Genomic DNA, 16115 nt, shown 5'->3' on the forward strand with positions numbered 1-16115 from the left:
CGAATGGAGATTGAACCGTTCAGGCGCATAGACGCCGTAATCGGCCTTCACCCGGTTGCCGCCCAGATCGCCGCGATCGCCGGCATGGAGCGGCATGTGGAGGTCGCCGACGAAATGGACGAGGAAGGCCAGCGCCTGCACCTTTTCGCGCATCGGGACCTTGGGGTCCTTCAGCAGCTTCACGTCGCGCTCGATCTGCGCCGACACGCAATTGCCGTCCCTGCACGCCGACTTCAGGTCGAACGGCTTGCACACGTCGACGTTCTGGTAATGCCACGCATAGGCATAGCTGAACCGCTCGCCCAGCGGCTTGACGCAATCGGCCCAGACGCTGGCCTGTTCGATCGTCCGCGCCGGACAGGTCGGCGTTTCGAGCAGCGCCTGGTGCCGCAGGATACGCTCGATCGCGGCGCGGGTTTCGGGACGGACGTTCAGCCTGGCGATGGTCGCGACGCTCTCATGCCCGAACTCCCAATACGCATGGGCGGGCGAGGCGGCGAACAGCGCGGCAAGCGCGAGGATCAGGCGGCGAATCATGGGGTTGGCGTTAGCTTGCGGCTTCGTACAGTTCCAGTGGCAGGCCGTCGGGGTCGGTGAAGAAGGTGAAGCGCTGTCCGGTATGTTCGTCGATGCGGACCGGTTCGCACGGCACGCCATGCCCGGCCAGTCGCGCGACCTCGGCATCGATGTCGGCGACGGTGAAGGCGAGATGGCGCAGGCCGAGCGCTTCGGGGCGCGACGGGCGGGGCGGGCTGTCGGGGAAGGTGAACAGCTCGATCTGCGCCGATCCCACGCGCAAGTCGCATTTCCACGACTGCCGTTCGGCGCGATACACTTCGCGGATCACGCTCAGGCCCAGCACGTCGCGGTAGAAGCGTTTCGACCGGTCATAGTCCGAGCCGATGATCGCGACATGGTGGAGCGCGACGAGGCCGCTCATGCCTCGTCACCATAGATCGCGACGTGGCGCGTGCCGGCGGCGTCGGCGCGGCCGCGGAACATGCCCGGCGTGGTGAAGCTCCACTCCGCATCGCCCCCGGGTCCGGTGACGATCACCCCGCCGGTGCCGCCCAGCGCTTGCACCTCGCCCAGCACGGTATCGGCGGCGGTTTGCAGGTCTTCGCCCGCAAAGCGGATGCGCGCGCCGATCTCGTGGCCGACGCCGATGCGGATGAAGAACTCCCCCGAGCCGGTCGCGCTGACCGCGCACGACCGGTCGTCGGCATGGGTGCCCGCCCCGATCAGCGGCGAATCGCCGACCCGGCCCCAGCGTTTGGCGGTGACGCCGCCGGTCGAGGTGGCGGCGGCGACATGGCCATGGGTGTCGACCGCGACCGCGCCGACCGTGCCGTATTTCATGTCGACATCGAACCAGTTGTCGGGATCGGCCTTCATCGCGTCGAGTTGCGCGCGGCGCGCGGGCGTCAGGAACCACTCGGGGTTGGCCTGTTCCACGCCCTGTTCGGTCGCGAACACGTCGGCCCCCTTGCCGGCGAGCAGGACGTGCGGGCTGTGGTCCATCACCGCGCGGGCAAGCGTGACGGGGTGGCGGCTGCGGGTGACGCCCGCCACCGCGCCCGCCGCGCGGGTGCGGCCGTCCATGATCGCTGCGTCCAGCTCGATCCCGCCGTCATAGGTCAGCACCGCGCCGCGCCCCGAATTGAAGGTGGGATCATCCTCCAGCACGCGCACCGCCGCCTCCACCGCGTCCAGCGCCGCGCCGCCCGCCGCCAGCACCGCTTCGCCAGCGGTGAGCGCGGCGTCCAGCCCGGCGCGTGCCGCCGCGTCGGTCGCGGCGCTCACGCTCTCGCGGGTCAGGACGCCGGCGCCGCCGTGGATCATCAGTGTCCAGGAAGGAGTGGGGGAGGCGGACATGGCGACGTTCCTGTGGACTGCGGGAAGGGAGCGCCGCCTGCTATCAGATCGCGCGCGCCATGCCACCCCGCGCCGCGGTCCCACGCGGCGGCATCCCCAGCAGCAACCCCAGCGTCGGCACCGCACGCGCGGCCATACAGGTGGCGGCACAGGCGGCGATCGTCACCGCGAACACGATTGCCGCCATCACCCCCGCGCCAAGATCGAACGGCAGCAGGAACCAGATCGTCGCGACGATTACCGGATGATGCACCAGATACGCCGGGAACACCGCGCGCGACAGCGGCAGCCGCCAGCGATGGTCGCGGTTGGCCAGCGCATCGGCCAGATGGAACAGCGTGACGATCATCCCCCACGCCATCACCGATCGCGCCGCCCGGTCGATCGCCATCACCAGATGCGGCGGGACGGCGGTGCCGGGATAGCGCAGCTCGACCGCCGTCGTCATCGTCCCGCCGACCAGCGCGAGCGCCGCCGCCGGCCGCCAGTGGCGGTGCAGCGCCCCCCACAGCACCGGACGTCGCCCGAGCAGAAATCCCGCCGCGAACAACGGCCAATATTGCGAATGCCCCGCCCAGTCGCTCGCCAGCCCCATCCGCTCGGCGACGGTGAACAGCAGCGCGAGGCGCAGGCCGACCAGCAGCGCGAGCGGGGCCCAGAGCAGCCGGTGGCCCTGCATCAGCCAGCCGGCGGCGCGATCGAGCAGCCGATCGGTCCGCCCTCCTGCGCCCGCGAGCAGTGCTACCAGCACCATGGTATAGACCCACAGATAGGCGACGAACCACAGATGCTCCCAACTGGGAAACGCCACGCCCCAGAAGCGTCCGTCGTGCCATGCGTCATGGACCCAGAACCAGCCGAGCGTCCGGGGATAGCCCCCTTCGCGCACGCGCACCCACATTTCGACCGGCACGACCGCGACCATCGCGAAGGCGAGCGGGACCAGCAGCCGTTTCGACCGGTCGATCGCGAAGTCGCCGCGCCCGGCCGTGCGCAGCGACAGCATCGCCGAGGCATAGCCCGACACCGCGAACAGCAATCCCAGCCGCCACGGCGTCACCGCCATCATCGGCACGATCAGCCAGTGGAAGGCATAGGGCGTCTTGACCACCCAGTCCCACGGGCTGAACGCCATGGCGATGTGATAGGGGACCAGCAGCGCGAAGGCGGCGATGCGCAGCCAGTCCAGCCCGTAATGTCTTGCCCGAAGGTTCACGTACGCGAAGGCCTACCCTGCCTCGCGCGCCTTTCGCACGAAACAATGCGGGGCTATAGCAAGCCTCCGGTTACGCAAGCCTTAGCGAGAATTTTCATGTCGATCCGTCCCTGGCGCGATATACACCGCCGTCAAAGCCGCCAGATCATGGTCGGCAACGTGCCCGTCGGCGGCGACGCGCCGGTCACGGTGCAGACGATGACCAATACCGACACGTCGGACGCGGTGGCGACGCTCGACCAGATCCGCCGCTGCGAGGAAGCGGGCGCGGACATCATCCGCGTCTCCTGCCCCGACGTGCCCAGCACGCAGGCGCTGCGCCAGATCACCCGCGCCGCGCGGGTGCCGATCGTCGCCGACATCCATTTCCACTACAAGCGCGCGCTGGAGGCCGCCGATGCGGGGGCGGCGTGCCTGCGCATCAACCCGGGCAACATCGGATCGAACGAGCGCGTCGCCGAAGTCGTCCGCGCCGCCAAGGCGAACGGCTGCGCGATCCGCATCGGCGTGAACGGCGGCAGCCTCGAAAAGCATCTGCTGGAGAAATACGGCGAGCCGTGCCCCGACGCGCTGGTCGAATCGGCGATGGACCATATCAAGCTGTTGCAGGACCATGATTTCCACGAGTTCAAGGTCGCGGTAAAGGCATCCGACCTGTTCATGGCGGTCGCGGCGTATCAGCAACTGGCCGAAATGGTCGATTGCCCGCTGCATCTGGGCATCACCGAGGCGGGCGGCTTCGTCGGCGGGACGGTCAAGTCGGCGATCGGCATCGGATCTTTGCTGTGGTTCGGCATCGGCGACACGATCCGCGTGTCGCTGTCGGCCGAGCCGGAGGAGGAAATCCGCGTCGGCTTCGAGATTCTCAAAAGCCTCGGCATCCGCAACCGCGGCGTGCGCGTGGTGTCGTGCCCGTCGTGCGCGCGGCAGGGGTTCGACGTGATCCGCACCGTGCAGGCGCTGGAGGAACGGTTGCAGCACATCCGCACGCCGATGTCGCTGTCGGTGCTCGGCTGCGTCGTCAACGGCCCCGGCGAGGCGCGCGAGACCGACATCGGGATTACGGGGGGCGGCAACGGCCGGCACATGGTCTATCTGTCGGGCGTCACCGACCATCACGTGCAGGACGCCGACATGATCGAGCATATCGTCAAGCTGGTCGAAGCGAAGGCGGCGGAAATCGACGCGGCCGGCGCGGGCATGCCGCAGGCAGCGGAGTAACGCTGTGCGCTCCCCTCCCTGGCAGGGAGGGGCTGGGGGTGGGTAGGCCGGTTGTGGCGCGCGCACCTCCCCTCGCGGGCCGACCCACCCCCGACCCCTCCCTCGTCAGGGAGGGGAGTAGTGGCGCGCCCTACGATCCCCCCAGCACGTTCACGCTGAACGCCACGACGCCAAGGTTGAACAGGAACGCGATCAGGCAGTGCCCGGTCGCCACCCGGCGCATCGCCCGGCTGGTCAGCGTGACGTCCGACGTCTGGAACGTCATGCCGAGCGTGAAGGCGAAATACACGAAATCCCAGTAATCGGGCTCGTCGGTGCCGGGAACCGACAGCCCGCCGGTATCCCGGCCATCGCCGGCGGCGGTATAGAACAGATGCGCGTAATGCAGCGTGTAGACGGTGTTGGCGAAGCCCCATGCCAGCAGCAGCGTGGCGACGACCAATGCCATTACCGGCGGTCTGGGAGCGCCGCGCTGGCCCAGTTCGGCGGCGATCGCCGCCAGCACCACGATCGCGATCCCGCCCGACAGCAGCAGCAGCAGCGCGCGGTTGGCGTCGTTGCGCAGTGCCGCGGCGCGCATCGCATCGGCCGACGCGCCGAGCAGCGACACGCACGACAGCAGGAACACCACCGCCCCGGCATCGAACGCCAGCGGAACCCCGCTGCGCCAGCCGAGCGCGGGGACGCTCCACGCCCCGGTCGCGCCCGCGACCAGGGCGAAGGCGAGGAAGCGCGGCGGCGCGATGCGTTGGCCTAGATCGAGCGACATGGCACCCGTCTATCGCACCGCCTTGTCGTTCGGAAGCGGCCCGGCCGGTCCCGCTGACGGGGCCGGCCGGGTACGGTGCCGGTTCAGCCCTTGATCGTCACCATGCCGACCGGCTTGTCCTTGGTCGATGCGTTGGCGGCGATGGTCTTGACCTTGACCGCCTTGGGCTTGCGGACTTCCTTGTTCGACTTCTGCTGGCTCTTGGCCATGACGCTGTCCTTCGTGGGCGAGACGCCCGGTGGCGAGCCTACACCATCCGCATCCCGACCCTTGCATCCAATCGGCGGCCACGCGACAGCGGTTTCGCCCGCCGTTCGCAAAGGTCCGCCCATGTCCGCCGCCCCGTCCAGCCTGCGCGCCTTTGCGGTCGCCGCCGCCGGCATCGCCGTCTATACGGTGATGGACACGCTGATGAAGCGGCTGTCGATCGACAGCGGGGCGTACAACGCGGTGCTGTGGCGGTCGGTCACGGGCAGCGCGATGTGCGCGGTGCCGTTCGTCCTGCGCGGCGGACGCTGGCCGGGCCCAGCGCTGCTTTGGCTGCACGTCGCGCGCGGAGTCGCGGCGGGATCGTCGGTGGTGCTGTTCTTCTGGGGTCTTGCGCGCGTGCCGATGGCGCAGGGGGTGGCGCTGACCTTCCTCGCGCCGCTGGTCGCGCTGTTCCTCGCCGCGCTGTTCCTTGGCGAAAGCATCCGGCGCACGGCGATCACCGGCTCGCTGATCGCATCGGCCGGGGTGCTGGCGATCGCGGCGGGGGAGGTGCGGGCCGATGCCTCGACGCAGGCCGTGCTCGGCAGCCTCGCGTGCGTCGCCGCGTCGATCCTCTATGCCGGCAACCTCATCCTGCTGCGACGACAGGCGCAGGCCGCCGACCCGGTCGAGGTCGCGCTGTTCGCCAGCCTCGTCATCGCGGTGATGCTGCTGCCTGCGGCACCGTGGCTGGGGGCATGGCCGCGCCCCGACCAGTGGCTGGAGATCGCCGGCGCGGCGCTGCTCGGCACGCTGTCGACGATGGCGCTGGCATGGGCCTATGCCCGGGCAGAGGCGCAGGTGCTGGCCCCGGTCGAATATAGCGCGTTCGCATGGGCGGCGCTGATGGGCTGGCTGGCGTTCGGCGAGCGGGTGTCGCTCTATACGGTGGTCGGCGCGGCGCTGATCGTCGCCGGGTGTCTGGTGGCGGTGCGCCGGCGCGCGCCCGTGGTGCAGAGCGAGGCGGGGGCATGAGCGTGGACGAAGGGCTGATCGCGTGGGTCGCGGATACGCTCGTGCCGGTCGGCACCGTCACCTTCCGGCGGATGATGGGCGGGGCGACGCTCTACCTCGACGGGACGGTGTTCGCGATCGTCGCCGACGACGTGCTGTGGTTCAAATCGGATGCGGCGGCCGATCCGTTGTGGGAAGCGGCGGGGTGCGAGCGCTTCACCTATGCCCGGCGTGACGGCACGACCGCGACCATGCACTATCGCCGCGCGCCCGACGAGGTGCTCGACGACGGCGATGTGCTGTCGCACTGGGCCGCGCTGGCGATCGAGGCGGGACGGCGCGCGCCGGTCCGGCGACGCAAGGCAAAAGGGTAAGGACGGGAGGGCACGGGACCTGGGTTCCGCGCCCTCCCGGTTCGGCTCAGCGGCCGGGCACGTCGTATTCGTGCGGCTCTTCGCCCTTGGCCTTGGCGTCATTGTAGCGCTCGATCGCCTCGACGGTGATGCGCTTGGCCTCTTCGGCACCGCCCCACGTCCCGATGCGGACCCACTTCTTCTTTTCGAGGTCCTTGTAGTGGGTGAAGAAATGCTCGATCTGCTCGAACACGATCTCGGGCAGATCGGTCTTCTCGCCGACGTTGCTGTAATAGGGGAAGGTCGCGTCGACCGGCACGCAGACCAGCTTCTCGTCGCCGCCGGCCTCGTCTTCCAGGTTCAGCACCGCGATCGGCCGGGCGCGCACGACGCAGCCGGGAATGAACGGCGTGCGCGACACGACCAGCGCGTCGAGCGGATCGCCATCGGGCGACAGCGTGTGCGGCACGAAGCCATAGTTCGCCGGATAGCGCATCGGCGTGTGGAGGATGCGGTCGACGAACAGCGCGCCCGAAGCCTTGTCGAATTCATACTTCACCGGTTCGCCGCCGGTGGGCACTTCGATGATGACGTTCAGGCTGTTGGGGGCGTCTTCGCCCACCGGGATCATGTCGATCCGCATATCAGTATCTCCCTCTTGTTCGTTTGGTCGCGGAAAAGGAGCCTTTTCCGCAATCAGACGCGCTCTTTAGCCGGAAATCGGGCGCGTTGAAGCAACATTTGCGTGGAATCGCGCCGGGGCGGGACGGCCCGCCCCGGGCGTCGGTCATTTGGCGGTCAGCAACCGGTCGAGGCCGTTCTCGCCCTCGCCGACCTTTTCGAGCCGGGGATAGCGCAGGCCGTCGTGATAGGGGACCTGGATCTCCTTCACCGCATCGTCCATCCGCACGGTCAGGCGGATCGGTTCCTTCGCGCCCTTCGCCGCCGTCACCGCCTCGCGCAGCCGGTCCGGCGTATAGGCCTGTCCCGCCACCGCGATCAGCGTGGTGCCGGTCTCGAACCCCGCCTTGTACGCCGGGCTCCCCCACAGCACGCTGCCGACCTTGCCCTCCTTGTTCACGGTCAGCCCCAGCGAATAGGGCAGGCTGGCCCCACCGCCCGACTTTTCGCGTCCTTTGAGATACGGCGTCGGCGTGTCGGTGTAGACGATGCGATAGCCGTTGGCGGCAAAGCCGCCGATCGGCGCGCGATCGGTGCGGGCGTTCAGCCTTTTGTCGAGGAAACCGGCCCAGTCATAGGGCTGGATACCGTTCAGCGTCCTGACGACATCGGCCAGCGTATAGGGCAGCACGCCCCAGTCGCCGTCGCGCATCCCGAAGAAGGCGCGTGCGAAATCGTCCATCGACTTCGCGCCATTCGACTGGGCGCGCAGCATGGAGTCGACCTCCATCCACACCAGCAGCCCCTCGTTGTAATAATCCTCCGAACGCTGCCAGCTCACCCAGCCCTTGGGGCGACGGGCCGAGATGATCGGATCGTTGGTGGTATCGACCAGCGGCCGCCACTGCCGCCCCTCGCGCGCGTCGAGCGCGGCGGCAATATCGGCATAAGCATCGAGCGTGTCCTGCTTGGACACGAGGCCCGATCGCGCCTGCAGCACATAGCCCCAGAACTGCGTCTGCCCCTCATACATCCACAGCAGCGAATTGCGCATGGGCGTACGGAAATCGGGGGTGAACAGGTCGGCGCCGCGCCGGTATTTGCCGTCCCAGCTATGGGTGAATTCATGCGGCAGCAAATTGCGCTCGCCCGGCCCCGACGCCCAGTCGGTGAAATAGCCCGGATCGACGCCATTCTCCGACGAGCGATGATGTTCGAGGCCGATCGACCCCAGCTTGTCGCTGATCGACAGCAGGAACTCGTACTTGTCGTAATGCTGCGCGCCGAACAGCTTCACCGCCTGTTCGACCAGCCGGGTGTGCGCCGCGATCTGCTCCGGCGTCGCGGCCAGCTCGGACGGCTTGTCGGCGGTGACGTTCAGCCCCACCCGGTCGGTAAGCTGGAACCGCTTGAAATATTTGCCCGCCAGCACCGGCGAATCGACCAGCGTCTCATAGCTGGTGCGCTCGTAACGATAGACGCCGTTCGATACGGTCGAGGGCAGCCCCGCCGCCGCCGTCCAGCCCGCCGGATAGCGAACCGTTGCTTCGACAGGGATACGCCGGGTGTAATAGCCGGCGGGATACAGGCTGACCGATTCCCATTGCAGGCTCAGCATTTCCGGGGTGATGGCGATGCGGCCCTGGTCGGGCTGTGTCGCGGTCAGGAACTGGAACTGTACGTCCAGCGTGCGGGCACCCGCCGGCACGTCGATGTGGAAGGCGTGGACGTCGACCACGTCGCGCGTCCATGGCAGCTCGCGCCCGTTCGCGCGGACGACGAGGCCGGCCAATTTCTCGATCTCGCCGCGCGGCCCGTGCTTGCCCGGCAGCCACTTCGGCATCAGCAGGACCATATGCCCGGTGCGCGCGACCGGAATCGTTTCCTTCACGCGGAAGATGTTCTGCACCGTGTCGGTCGCGTCGACCTCCAGCTTGATCGTGCCGGGATAGTCGATGTCACGCGCGACCGGAATGGTGTCGGTGATCGGGGTCGGTTGCGGCAGCGTGTTGCCCGGCGGGTTGATCTGCTGCGCCACGGCGGGCAGCGCGGTGGAGACGAGCAGGGCGGCGAGCGACGCGATACGCAGCATGGACTTCCTTCGGGAGCGAATATGCTTCACCGGATAGTTACCGGTCCGGTGATAGCGGATGTACCCATGTATCACGACAAGTCGTTGCCCGCGCAAGCCGAACTCGATGTCAGACCCCCCTCGGCGGTGTCGTCCGGCGTCGGGCTGGCGGGGCTGGCCGGGCTGTTCGCATGGGTCGCGGTAGCGTGGCATTACGGCATGGACGGACCATACGCGGCGCTGGTCAATGTCGCCGCCTGCGCGGTGCCGATGGTCCTGTGGTCGCTGCTGGTCGACAAGGTGCATCGCCATCCCTCGACCGGCATCGATTGGGGCACGGTGCGGCCGTGGCGCGAGACGATCGACATCAGCCTGACCAAATTGGCCGGGCTGTGGCTGACCTGGGCCGGAATCGCCGCGATCTATGCCACCGGGCGCTTTTATTGGCAGGGCAATTTCGCGTTTTCGATGTGGGTGTTCGGGCAGGCGGCGGTGCCGCTGTTCGTCCTCTCGATCCCCTATGTGATCTGGCTCGACCGGCGGCTGGTCGAGCCGAAGGACGGCTGCTGGGCATTGGGCGCATGGGCGATGCACCTCGATGAGCCGATCGACCGCGCCGCCATCTGGGGGCACTTACGCGGCTGGGCGGTCAAGACCTTCTTCCTCGCCTTCATGCTCGCCATTGTGCCGCCCGGCTTCGGCGAGTTCATCCGCGCCGACCGCTCGACGATCCTGTCGGGGCCGGTGCCGCTGGCCAACTGGCTCATCACCTTCATGTTCGTGATCGACGTGGCCATCGCGACCGCCGGCTATATCTTCGCGATGCGCCCGCTCGACAGCCATATCCGCAGCGCGACGCCCTATGCGGCGGGGTGGGCGGCGGCGCTGATCTGCTATCCGCCGTTCATCCTGATGGCCGACGGCGGACCGTTCGACTATCGTCCCGGCACCGCCGACTGGACCCATTGGCTGGCCGGGCACGACTGGCTGTTGTGGATCACGGGTAGCGTGCTGGTGGCGCTGACCGCGATCTATGCGTGGGCGACGCTGGCGTTCGGCCTGCGCTTCTCCAACCTCACCAACCGCGGCATCCTGACCCACGGGCCGTATCGGTTCAGCCGCCATCCGGCCTATCTCTCGAAGAACCTGTTCTGGTGGATCTCGACCATCCCCGTGCTGACCACATCGGACAACTGGGTCGAGGCACTTCGCAACACCGCGATCCTCGCCTGCGTCAGCGGCGTCTACTACTGGCGCGCGCGGACCGAGGAATGGCATCTGGGGCTGGACCCCGCATACCGGGCGTACAGCGGCTGGATGGACCGGCACGGCCCGATCCCGCGCCTGTTCGCGTGGGCAAACCCCCTCCCTGACAAGGGAGGGGCTGGGGGTGGGCCGGCTGGCGAGGGGACGCCGGCACCCGCCACGAACCTACCCACCCCCGACCCCTCCCTTGTCAGGCAGGGGAGAACGACGCCCTAGAAACTGTAATCCTCGTACACCTTCGTCAGATCGCCGGCCCATTCGCCGGCGAACTTGTCGAGCAGGATCTGCGCGGGCACCTTGCCCGATCGCACGACCTCGCGCAGCGGTTCGAGGAAGCCGCTCTCGTCCTCGCCCGCCGCGTTGGTGCGACCGCGCGCGCGCAGCCCGCTGCCGGCGATGTCGAGCACCTGACCCGCGATGTCGCGCAACCGACCGCCACCGGGCAACGGCGAGTCGAGTCCCTGTGCCGGCGCGGCGTCGCGCAGCGCCTGCCGGTCCGCGATCGACCAGCCCTTCACCAAATCCCATGCCGCATCGAGCGCTTGGCTGTCGTACAGCAGCCCGACCCACAGCGCCGGCAGCGCGCAGATGCGACCCCACGGCCCGCCATCGGCACCGCGCATTTCGAGGAAGGTCTTGAGCCGCACTTCGGGGAAGGCGGTCGAGAGGTGGTCCGCCCAGTCGTCGATCGTCGGCTTCTCGCCCGGCAGGACCGACAATTCGCCCTTCAGGAAATCGCGGAACGACAGCCCGGCGGCGTCGATATAGCGGCCCTCGCGATAGACGAAGTACATCGGCACATCGAGCGCGTAATCGGCATAGCGTTCGTAACCGAAGCCGTCCTCGAACACGAACGGCAGCATGCCGGTGCGCGCCGGATCGGTGTCCGACCAGATGTGCGAGCGATACGACAACTGCCCGTTCGGCAGCCCTTCGGTGAACGACGAATTGGCGAACAGCGCGGTCGCGAGCGGTTGCAGCGCGAGGCCGACGCGGAACTTCTTCGCCATGTCGGCTTCGCTGGCATAGTCGAGGTTCACCTGGATCGTGCAGGTCCGCAGCATCATGTCGAGCCCCATGCTGCCGACGCGCGGCATATGGTTCAGCATGATGCCATAGCGGCCCTTGGGCATGATCGGCAGTTGGTCGCGCCGCTTGTCGGGCCACATGCCAAGCCCGAGGAAGCCGAGGCCCAGCTCGTCGCCGACCGCCTTGACCTGTTGCAGATGCCGCCCGGTTTCGGCGCAGGTCTGGTGCAGCGTTTCGAGCGGCGCGCCCGACAGCTCGAACTGTCCGGCGGGCTCCAGACTGACCGATCCGTCCGCGCCGGTCAGCGCGATGACGTTGCCATTCTCCTCGACCGGCCGCCAGCCGAAGCGTTCGAGTCCGGCAAGCAGGTCACGGATGCCGCCCGGCTCGTCATAGGAAGGTGCTGCATGATCGGCGGTGCGATAGACGAACTTCTCGTGCTCGGTGCCGATCCGCCACCGTTCCGCCGGCTTCTCGCCGCCCGCGAAATAGTCGATCAGTTGGGCGCGGTCCTCGATGACCGCTGCGTGGGTGTCCGAAACGGTCTTCGTGCTCATGGTCGCGCCCATACGCGCGCCGGTCGGGACGCGCTAGGGGGCTGTGGTTGATCGCGATATAGCGCGGCTACCAATCGCCCGCCGCCGCCATCCACAGCGCGACCGCCGCCGCCGCCGCCGTCTCGGCACGCAGGATGCGGGGGCCGAGGGCGATGCCGACCGCGTGGGGGTGCGCGCGGATCGCGGCGCGTTCCTCCGCGTCGAACCCGCCTTCGGGGCCGATCAGGATCGCGCCCGGCCCGGCATGGTCGCGCATCGCCGCCGTGGCGGGGACGCCGCCGGTCTCGTCGGCGAAGAACAGCGTCCGCCCCTCCGGCCAGTCGCGCAGCAGGTGCGCCAGTTTCACCGGCTCGGCGAGTGCGGGCAGCGCGGTGCGCCCGCACTGCTCGGCCGCCTCGACAGCATGCGCCCGCAGCCGGTCGAGGTTGAGCCGGTCGACCACCGTCCGCCGGGTGACGACGGGCAGGATGCGATCGACGCCCAGCTCGCACGCCTTTTCGATCGTCCAGTCGATCCGGCCCTTCTTCGTCGGTGCGATGCACAGCCACAGATCGGGCACCGCCTCGCGCTCGCGCAGACGCTCGGTGACGGCGAGGATCAGGTTTCGCTTCCGAACCGCTTCGGCGCGCGCCAGCCATTCGCCGCTGACATCGTCGAACAGGCGGACGGGATCGCCGTCCTTCACCCGCATGACCGACAACAGATAATGCGCCTGCGGCCCGTCCAGCGTCACGCGGACATCGGGGGCGAGCGGCGTCTCGACGAACAGCCGCGGCGTCGAATCGGGCGGCCAGGCGGGGGTGGCGGGCATGGGCGGGGCTATAGCAGGCGTGGCCGGGTTGGGCAGTCGTATCCACGCACCGTCATCCCGGCGAAGGCCGGGATCCATGGAAACAGGGCAGTGCAACTCTATCGAACCGGTTCGTGACCATGGATTCCGGCCTGCGCCGGAATGACGAATAGGAGGGCAGACGCGACATTCCTCTCCGTACCGTCACCCCGGACTTGTTCCGGGGTCCACCCAGCCGCAAACGTTGCCGTTCGAGCCTCGGACCATGCCGATTGCCGCACCGTGGACCCCGGAACAAGTCCGGGGTGACGAAGAGAACAGCGCGTTCGACCCAGGACGTAAAGTCGTGCGCCGCTCCGGGCCGAATATCGATCGGGCCTCACGACGCCACCTTCATCAACACCAGCCCGCCGAGCAACAACCCCGCCGCCGCCAGCCGCAGCGGCGTCACGCTCTCGCCCAGCAGCACGATCCCCACCACGAACGCGCCCAGCGCGCCGATCCCGGTCCACACCATGTAGCTGGTGCCGAGCGGCAACCGCTTCATCGCCAGCGCCAGCAGGCCGAAGCTGGCGAACATCGCCGCAAAGGTCACGATCGTCGGCCAGAGCTTGCTGAACCCGTCCGACCGCTTCATCCAGTACGCCCAGACGATCTCCAGCAACCCGGCGATCGTCAGCAGCACCCATGGCATCAGCCCGGCTCCCCATAACGCTCGATGCGATAGGCGGCGTCGAGATAGCGCTCCGCCGCCGCGCGCAACGCCGGCTGCTTGTCGAACGCTTCCGCCGGCACCGGTGCGAAATCCAGCGCATCCATCAGCGTCCACAGCGCGAAACGGCGCGCGGGATCGCGCTCGATGCCGAAGTCGATCGCGATTCGCTCCTTCGCGCGCGCCTGTACGTCGGCGGGGGCGGTATCGGGATCGTGATCGCCGAAATAATGGCCGAGCAGTTGGTCGAGTTCCATGGTCCGGCGCTGTAGGGTATCGCCGCCGGTTGCGCCAACGCCGTGACTTGCAGCGCCGGCGACAAGGCCTTACGCAGCACCAATAATACCAATCTGATACCGGAGGATCGGAATGACGCGACGCTGGACCCTGCCGCTGGCCGCCCTGCTGGCCACCGCCGCCCCGGCCGTCGCACAACTCCCGACGCTGCCCGCGCTCACCCCCGCGCCGGTATCGACGACACTAAGCGGCGGCGCGGTGACGCTGGGCGACTCGGTGGTGGTGGTCGCGGCGCCGGGCACCGATCCGGCAGTCGTCGCGCTCGTCCGGGCGATGCTGGGCGATGCCGGGGTCCGGACGATCACCACCGCGTCACGCCTGCCGGCCACCGTCGATCGCCCGCATATCGTGCTGGGCACCGCCGATACCGCGCCGGTCCGCGCCGCGCTGGCCCGCAGCGGCACCGCCGTCGACACCCACCGCGAAGGCTATGTCCTCACCATCGCGCGCGATGGCGTCGTCACGCTGGCGGGCACCGATGGCGACGGCCTGTTCCACGGGCTCCAGACGCTGCGCCAGCTCGTGCGGCGGGCGTCGCTTCCTGCGCTTACGATCCGCGATTATCCGGCGATGCCGATCCGCGGCACGATTGAGGGCTTCTACGGCAAGCCATGGACCACGCAGGACCGCGAACGTCACCTCGACTTCCTCGCGACGGTCAAGGCCAACACCTATGTCTACAGCCCGAAGGACGATCCCTTCGCGCGCGACAAGTGGCGTGAGGCCTATCCGGCGGCGACGCTGGCCGAACTGGGGTCGCTGGCACGCCGGGCGCGGGCGAACCATGTCGATTTCGTCTATGCGATCTCGCCCGGGCCGACGATCTGCTTTTCCGATCCCGCCGATCAGGCGGCGCTGGAGCGCAAGTTCGACGCTTTGCGCGGGCAGGGCATCCGCAGCTTCTATGTCGCGCTCGACGACATCGAATATCAGAAATGGAACTGCGCGCGCGATACGCAGGCCTTCGGCCCGTCGGGCGCGGCGGCGGCGGGCAAGGCGCAGGCACAGTTGCTGAACGCAGTGCAGGCGCATCTGGTGGCGCGCGATCCCGCCGCCCCGCCGCTCATCATGGTGCCGACCGAATATTACGACGCGAAGGAAACGCCGTACAAGGCGGCGCTCCGCACCGCGCTCGACCCGCGCATCGTCGTGCAATGGACCGGCACCGACGTCGTCCCCCCGGCGATCTCGATCCCCGATGCGAAGGCCGCGACCAAGGCGTTCGGCCGCAAGACGCTGCTGTGGGATAATTATCCGGTCAACGATTATGCCCAGACCACCGGGCGGCTGTTGATGGCCCCCTATGTCAAGCGCGAGGCCGGACTGTCGGGCGAACTGGCCGGCATCCTGTCGAACCCGATGAATCAGGAAGCGCCGAGCCGCATCGCCGTCACCGGCATCGCCGCCTTCGCGTGGAACGACACCGGCTATGACGCCGAGCGGACATGGACCGCCGCCGCGCGCGAACTGGCCGGCGGCGATGCGAAGGCGACGGAGGCGCTGCTGACCTTCTTCGACACCCAGCACATCGCGCCCACCTTCGGCAGCCAGCCATGGCAGGAACAGGCGCCCAAGCTGAAGGCGCTGCTCGACCGGGTCCGCGACACGATCGCGGATGGCGACGCGCCCGCGCGGGCGGCTGTCATCGCCGAACTGACGCAACGCGCCGATGCGATCGCCGACGCGCCCGACATCATCCGCGCGGGCGTCGCCGATCCGGCGTTCGCCACGCAAGCCGCGCCGTGGCTCGACGCGATGGGCACATGGGGCCGCGCGCTGCACCTGACCGCCACCGGGCTTGCCGCCGCCGATGCCGGCAATCCGGCCGCGACCCGCTATTTCGCCGACGCGAAGCGGCTGGCGGCCGAGGCGGCGGCGGTCCGCACCATCCCCGGCGCGACCCGTTTCGACGGAACGATCAAGATCGCCGACGGCGTGCTCGACCGCTTCATCGCCGATGCGCCGGGCCTGATCGCCGCGCCGGTGCGGTAGCGCTCTTTCTCCCCTCCCTGGAAGGGAGGGGCCGGGGGTGGGTAGGCCCGCGAGGGTACGGAAGCACCCGCCCCAGACCGACCCACCCCCAACCCAGTTTCGGGTGAACAGTGCCCCGCACTGTTCAGGTCATGCCGGGGGCA

General features: G+C 68.5%; 16 protein-coding genes and 1 pseudogene. 5 read left to right on the plus strand and 12 right to left on the minus strand.

What is annotated here, in order from left to right; all coding sequences use genetic code 11:
• The 4 genes and pseudogenes from ASE78_RS04740 to ASE78_RS04755 all read right to left on the minus strand — a co-directional run.
• Positions 1–537: pseudogene (locus ASE78_RS04740) on the minus strand (S1/P1 nuclease); the annotation flags it as partial.
• A gap of 10 nt (positions 538–547) precedes the next feature.
• The gene (locus ASE78_RS04745; RefSeq protein ID WP_056493975.1) at positions 548–940 is read right to left on the minus strand and encodes a VOC family protein; all 393 of its coding nucleotides are present in this window, start codon (positions 938–940) and stop codon (positions 548–550) included.
• On the minus strand, positions 937–1842 hold the full coding sequence (locus ASE78_RS04750; RefSeq protein WP_321163082.1) for an isoaspartyl peptidase/L-asparaginase family protein: 906 nt from the start codon (positions 1840–1842) through the stop codon (positions 937–939). Before ASE78_RS04750 ends, ASE78_RS04745 begins: the two co-directional genes overlap by 4 nt.
• 76 nt (positions 1843–1918) lie before the next feature.
• Positions 1919–3091 (minus strand): acyltransferase family protein, encoded by a 1173-nt coding sequence (locus ASE78_RS04755; RefSeq protein WP_056493981.1) that lies wholly within the window; start codon positions 3089–3091, stop codon positions 1919–1921.
• A 96-nt stretch (positions 3092–3187) separates the two neighbouring features.
• On the opposite strand from ASE78_RS04755, the gene ispG reads away from it, so the two are divergent.
• The gene (gene ispG / locus ASE78_RS04760) at positions 3188–4312 is read left to right on the plus strand and encodes a flavodoxin-dependent (E)-4-hydroxy-3-methylbut-2-enyl-diphosphate synthase (protein WP_055755598.1); all 1125 of its coding nucleotides are present in this window, start codon (positions 3188–3190) and stop codon (positions 4310–4312) included.
• 130 nt (positions 4313–4442) lie between these two features.
• Here the strand turns inward: ispG and ASE78_RS04765 are convergent, their stop codons facing one another.
• Together ASE78_RS04765 and ASE78_RS19760 are read right to left on the minus strand one after the other, a co-directional pair.
• Entirely contained in the window at positions 4443–5081 is a 639-nt protein-coding gene (locus ASE78_RS04765; protein ID WP_082467018.1) for a DUF1345 domain-containing protein, read from the minus strand.
• Between the two features lie 83 nt (positions 5082–5164).
• A complete protein-coding gene (locus ASE78_RS19760) occupies positions 5165–5290 on the minus strand; it encodes a hypothetical protein (RefSeq protein WP_268795699.1) in 126 nt (41 codons plus the stop codon).
• Positions 5291–5411: 121 nt separating this feature from the next.
• On the opposite strand from ASE78_RS19760, the gene ASE78_RS04770 reads away from it, so the two are divergent.
• Both ASE78_RS04770 and ASE78_RS04775 read left to right on the plus strand, forming a co-directional pair.
• Positions 5412–6305 (plus strand): DMT family transporter, encoded by an 894-nt coding sequence (locus ASE78_RS04770; protein WP_056493984.1) that lies wholly within the window; start codon positions 5412–5414, stop codon positions 6303–6305.
• A complete protein-coding gene (locus tag ASE78_RS04775) occupies positions 6302–6658 on the plus strand; it encodes a TfoX/Sxy family protein (protein WP_056493987.1) in 357 nt (118 codons plus the stop codon). The genes ASE78_RS04770 and ASE78_RS04775 overlap by 4 nt, the downstream gene beginning before the upstream one ends.
• Positions 6659–6704: 46 nt before the next feature.
• Here ASE78_RS04775 and ppa read toward each other — a convergent pair whose 3' ends face one another.
• Both ppa and ASE78_RS04785 read right to left on the minus strand, forming a co-directional pair.
• A complete protein-coding gene (gene ppa, locus ASE78_RS04780) occupies positions 6705–7280 on the minus strand; it encodes an inorganic diphosphatase (protein WP_056493990.1) in 576 nt (191 codons plus the stop codon).
• 144 nt (positions 7281–7424) lie between these two features.
• Entirely contained in the window at positions 7425–9350 is a 1926-nt protein-coding gene (locus ASE78_RS04785; protein ID WP_056493993.1) for a M61 family metallopeptidase, read from the minus strand.
• Positions 9351–9416: 66 nt separating this feature from the next.
• Here ASE78_RS04785 and ASE78_RS04790 point away from each other — a divergent pair, with 66 nt between their 5' ends.
• Positions 9417–10811, plus strand: coding sequence for a methyltransferase family protein (locus ASE78_RS04790; protein WP_156351290.1), 1395 nt, complete (start codon positions 9417–9419; stop codon positions 10809–10811).
• Here the strand turns inward: ASE78_RS04790 and ASE78_RS04795 are convergent.
• From ASE78_RS04795 to ASE78_RS04810, 4 genes are all read right to left on the minus strand, one after another.
• The gene (locus ASE78_RS04795; protein WP_056495195.1) at positions 10808–12181 is read right to left on the minus strand and encodes a glutamate--cysteine ligase; all 1374 of its coding nucleotides are present in this window, start codon (positions 12179–12181) and stop codon (positions 10808–10810) included. The genes ASE78_RS04790 and ASE78_RS04795 overlap by 4 nt on opposite strands.
• A 67-nt stretch (positions 12182–12248) precedes the next feature.
• Positions 12249–12992, minus strand: coding sequence for a 16S rRNA (uracil(1498)-N(3))-methyltransferase (locus ASE78_RS04800; protein WP_056493996.1), 744 nt, complete (start codon positions 12990–12992; stop codon positions 12249–12251).
• Positions 12993–13350: 358 nt separating this feature from the next.
• Entirely contained in the window at positions 13351–13665 is a 315-nt protein-coding gene (locus ASE78_RS04805) for a DMT family transporter (RefSeq protein WP_055755604.1), read from the minus strand.
• Positions 13665–13940 carry a hypothetical protein gene (locus ASE78_RS04810; protein ID WP_056493998.1) on the minus strand — a complete coding sequence of 92 codons (276 nt, stop codon included), beginning with the start codon at positions 13938–13940 and terminating at the stop codon, positions 13665–13667. Before ASE78_RS04810 ends, ASE78_RS04805 begins: the two co-directional genes overlap by 1 nt.
• 112 nt (positions 13941–14052) lie before the next feature.
• Here ASE78_RS04810 and ASE78_RS04815 point away from each other — a divergent pair, with 112 nt between their 5' ends.
• Positions 14053–15972 carry a beta-N-acetylglucosaminidase domain-containing protein gene (locus tag ASE78_RS04815; protein WP_056494001.1) on the plus strand — a complete coding sequence of 640 codons (1920 nt, stop codon included), beginning with the start codon at positions 14053–14055 and terminating at the stop codon, positions 15970–15972.
• Positions 15973–16115: the final 143 nt, after the last annotated feature.

The organism is Sphingomonas sp. Leaf25, from assembly GCF_001421635.1.
Lineage (GTDB): Bacteria > Pseudomonadota > Alphaproteobacteria > Sphingomonadales > Sphingomonadaceae > Sphingomonas.

What these genes read in the sequence shown, in the direction of transcription:
- ASE78_RS04765 (WP_082467018.1), bottom strand. Translation starts at nt 5,081, where the DNA reads ATGTCGCTCGATCTAGGCCAACGCATCGCGCCGCCGCGCTTCCTCGCC.
- ASE78_RS04810 (WP_056493998.1), bottom strand. Translation starts at nt 13,940, where the DNA reads ATGGAACTCGACCAACTGCTCGGCCATTATTTCGGCGATCACGATCCC.
- ppa (WP_056493990.1), bottom strand. Translation starts at nt 7,280, where the DNA reads ATGCGGATCGACATGATCCCGGTGGGCGAAGACGCCCCCAACAGCCTG.
- ASE78_RS04750 (WP_321163082.1), bottom strand. Translation starts at nt 1,842, where the DNA reads ATGATCCACGGCGGCGCCGGCGTCCTGACCCGCGAGAGCGTGAGCGCC.
- ASE78_RS04775 (WP_056493987.1), top strand. Translation starts at nt 6,302, where the DNA reads ATGAGCGTGGACGAAGGGCTGATCGCGTGGGTCGCGGATACGCTCGTG.
- ispG (WP_055755598.1), top strand. Translation starts at nt 3,188, where the DNA reads ATGTCGATCCGTCCCTGGCGCGATATACACCGCCGTCAAAGCCGCCAG.
- ASE78_RS04805 (WP_055755604.1), bottom strand. Translation starts at nt 13,665, where the DNA reads ATGCCATGGGTGCTGCTGACGATCGCCGGGTTGCTGGAGATCGTCTGG.
- ASE78_RS04770 (WP_056493984.1), top strand. Translation starts at nt 5,412, where the DNA reads ATGTCCGCCGCCCCGTCCAGCCTGCGCGCCTTTGCGGTCGCCGCCGCC.
- ASE78_RS04815 (WP_056494001.1), top strand. Translation starts at nt 14,053, where the DNA reads ATGACGCGACGCTGGACCCTGCCGCTGGCCGCCCTGCTGGCCACCGCC.
- ASE78_RS04785 (WP_056493993.1), bottom strand. Translation starts at nt 9,350, where the DNA reads ATGCTGCGTATCGCGTCGCTCGCCGCCCTGCTCGTCTCCACCGCGCTG.
- ASE78_RS04745 (WP_056493975.1), bottom strand. Translation starts at nt 940, where the DNA reads ATGAGCGGCCTCGTCGCGCTCCACCATGTCGCGATCATCGGCTCGGAC.
- ASE78_RS04800 (WP_056493996.1), bottom strand. Translation starts at nt 12,992, where the DNA reads ATGCCCGCCACCCCCGCCTGGCCGCCCGATTCGACGCCGCGGCTGTTC.
- ASE78_RS19760 (WP_268795699.1), bottom strand. Translation starts at nt 5,290, where the DNA reads ATGGCCAAGAGCCAGCAGAAGTCGAACAAGGAAGTCCGCAAGCCCAAG.
- ASE78_RS04790 (WP_156351290.1), top strand. Translation starts at nt 9,417, where the DNA reads ATGTATCACGACAAGTCGTTGCCCGCGCAAGCCGAACTCGATGTCAGA.
- ASE78_RS04795 (WP_056495195.1), bottom strand. Translation starts at nt 12,181, where the DNA reads ATGAGCACGAAGACCGTTTCGGACACCCACGCAGCGGTCATCGAGGAC.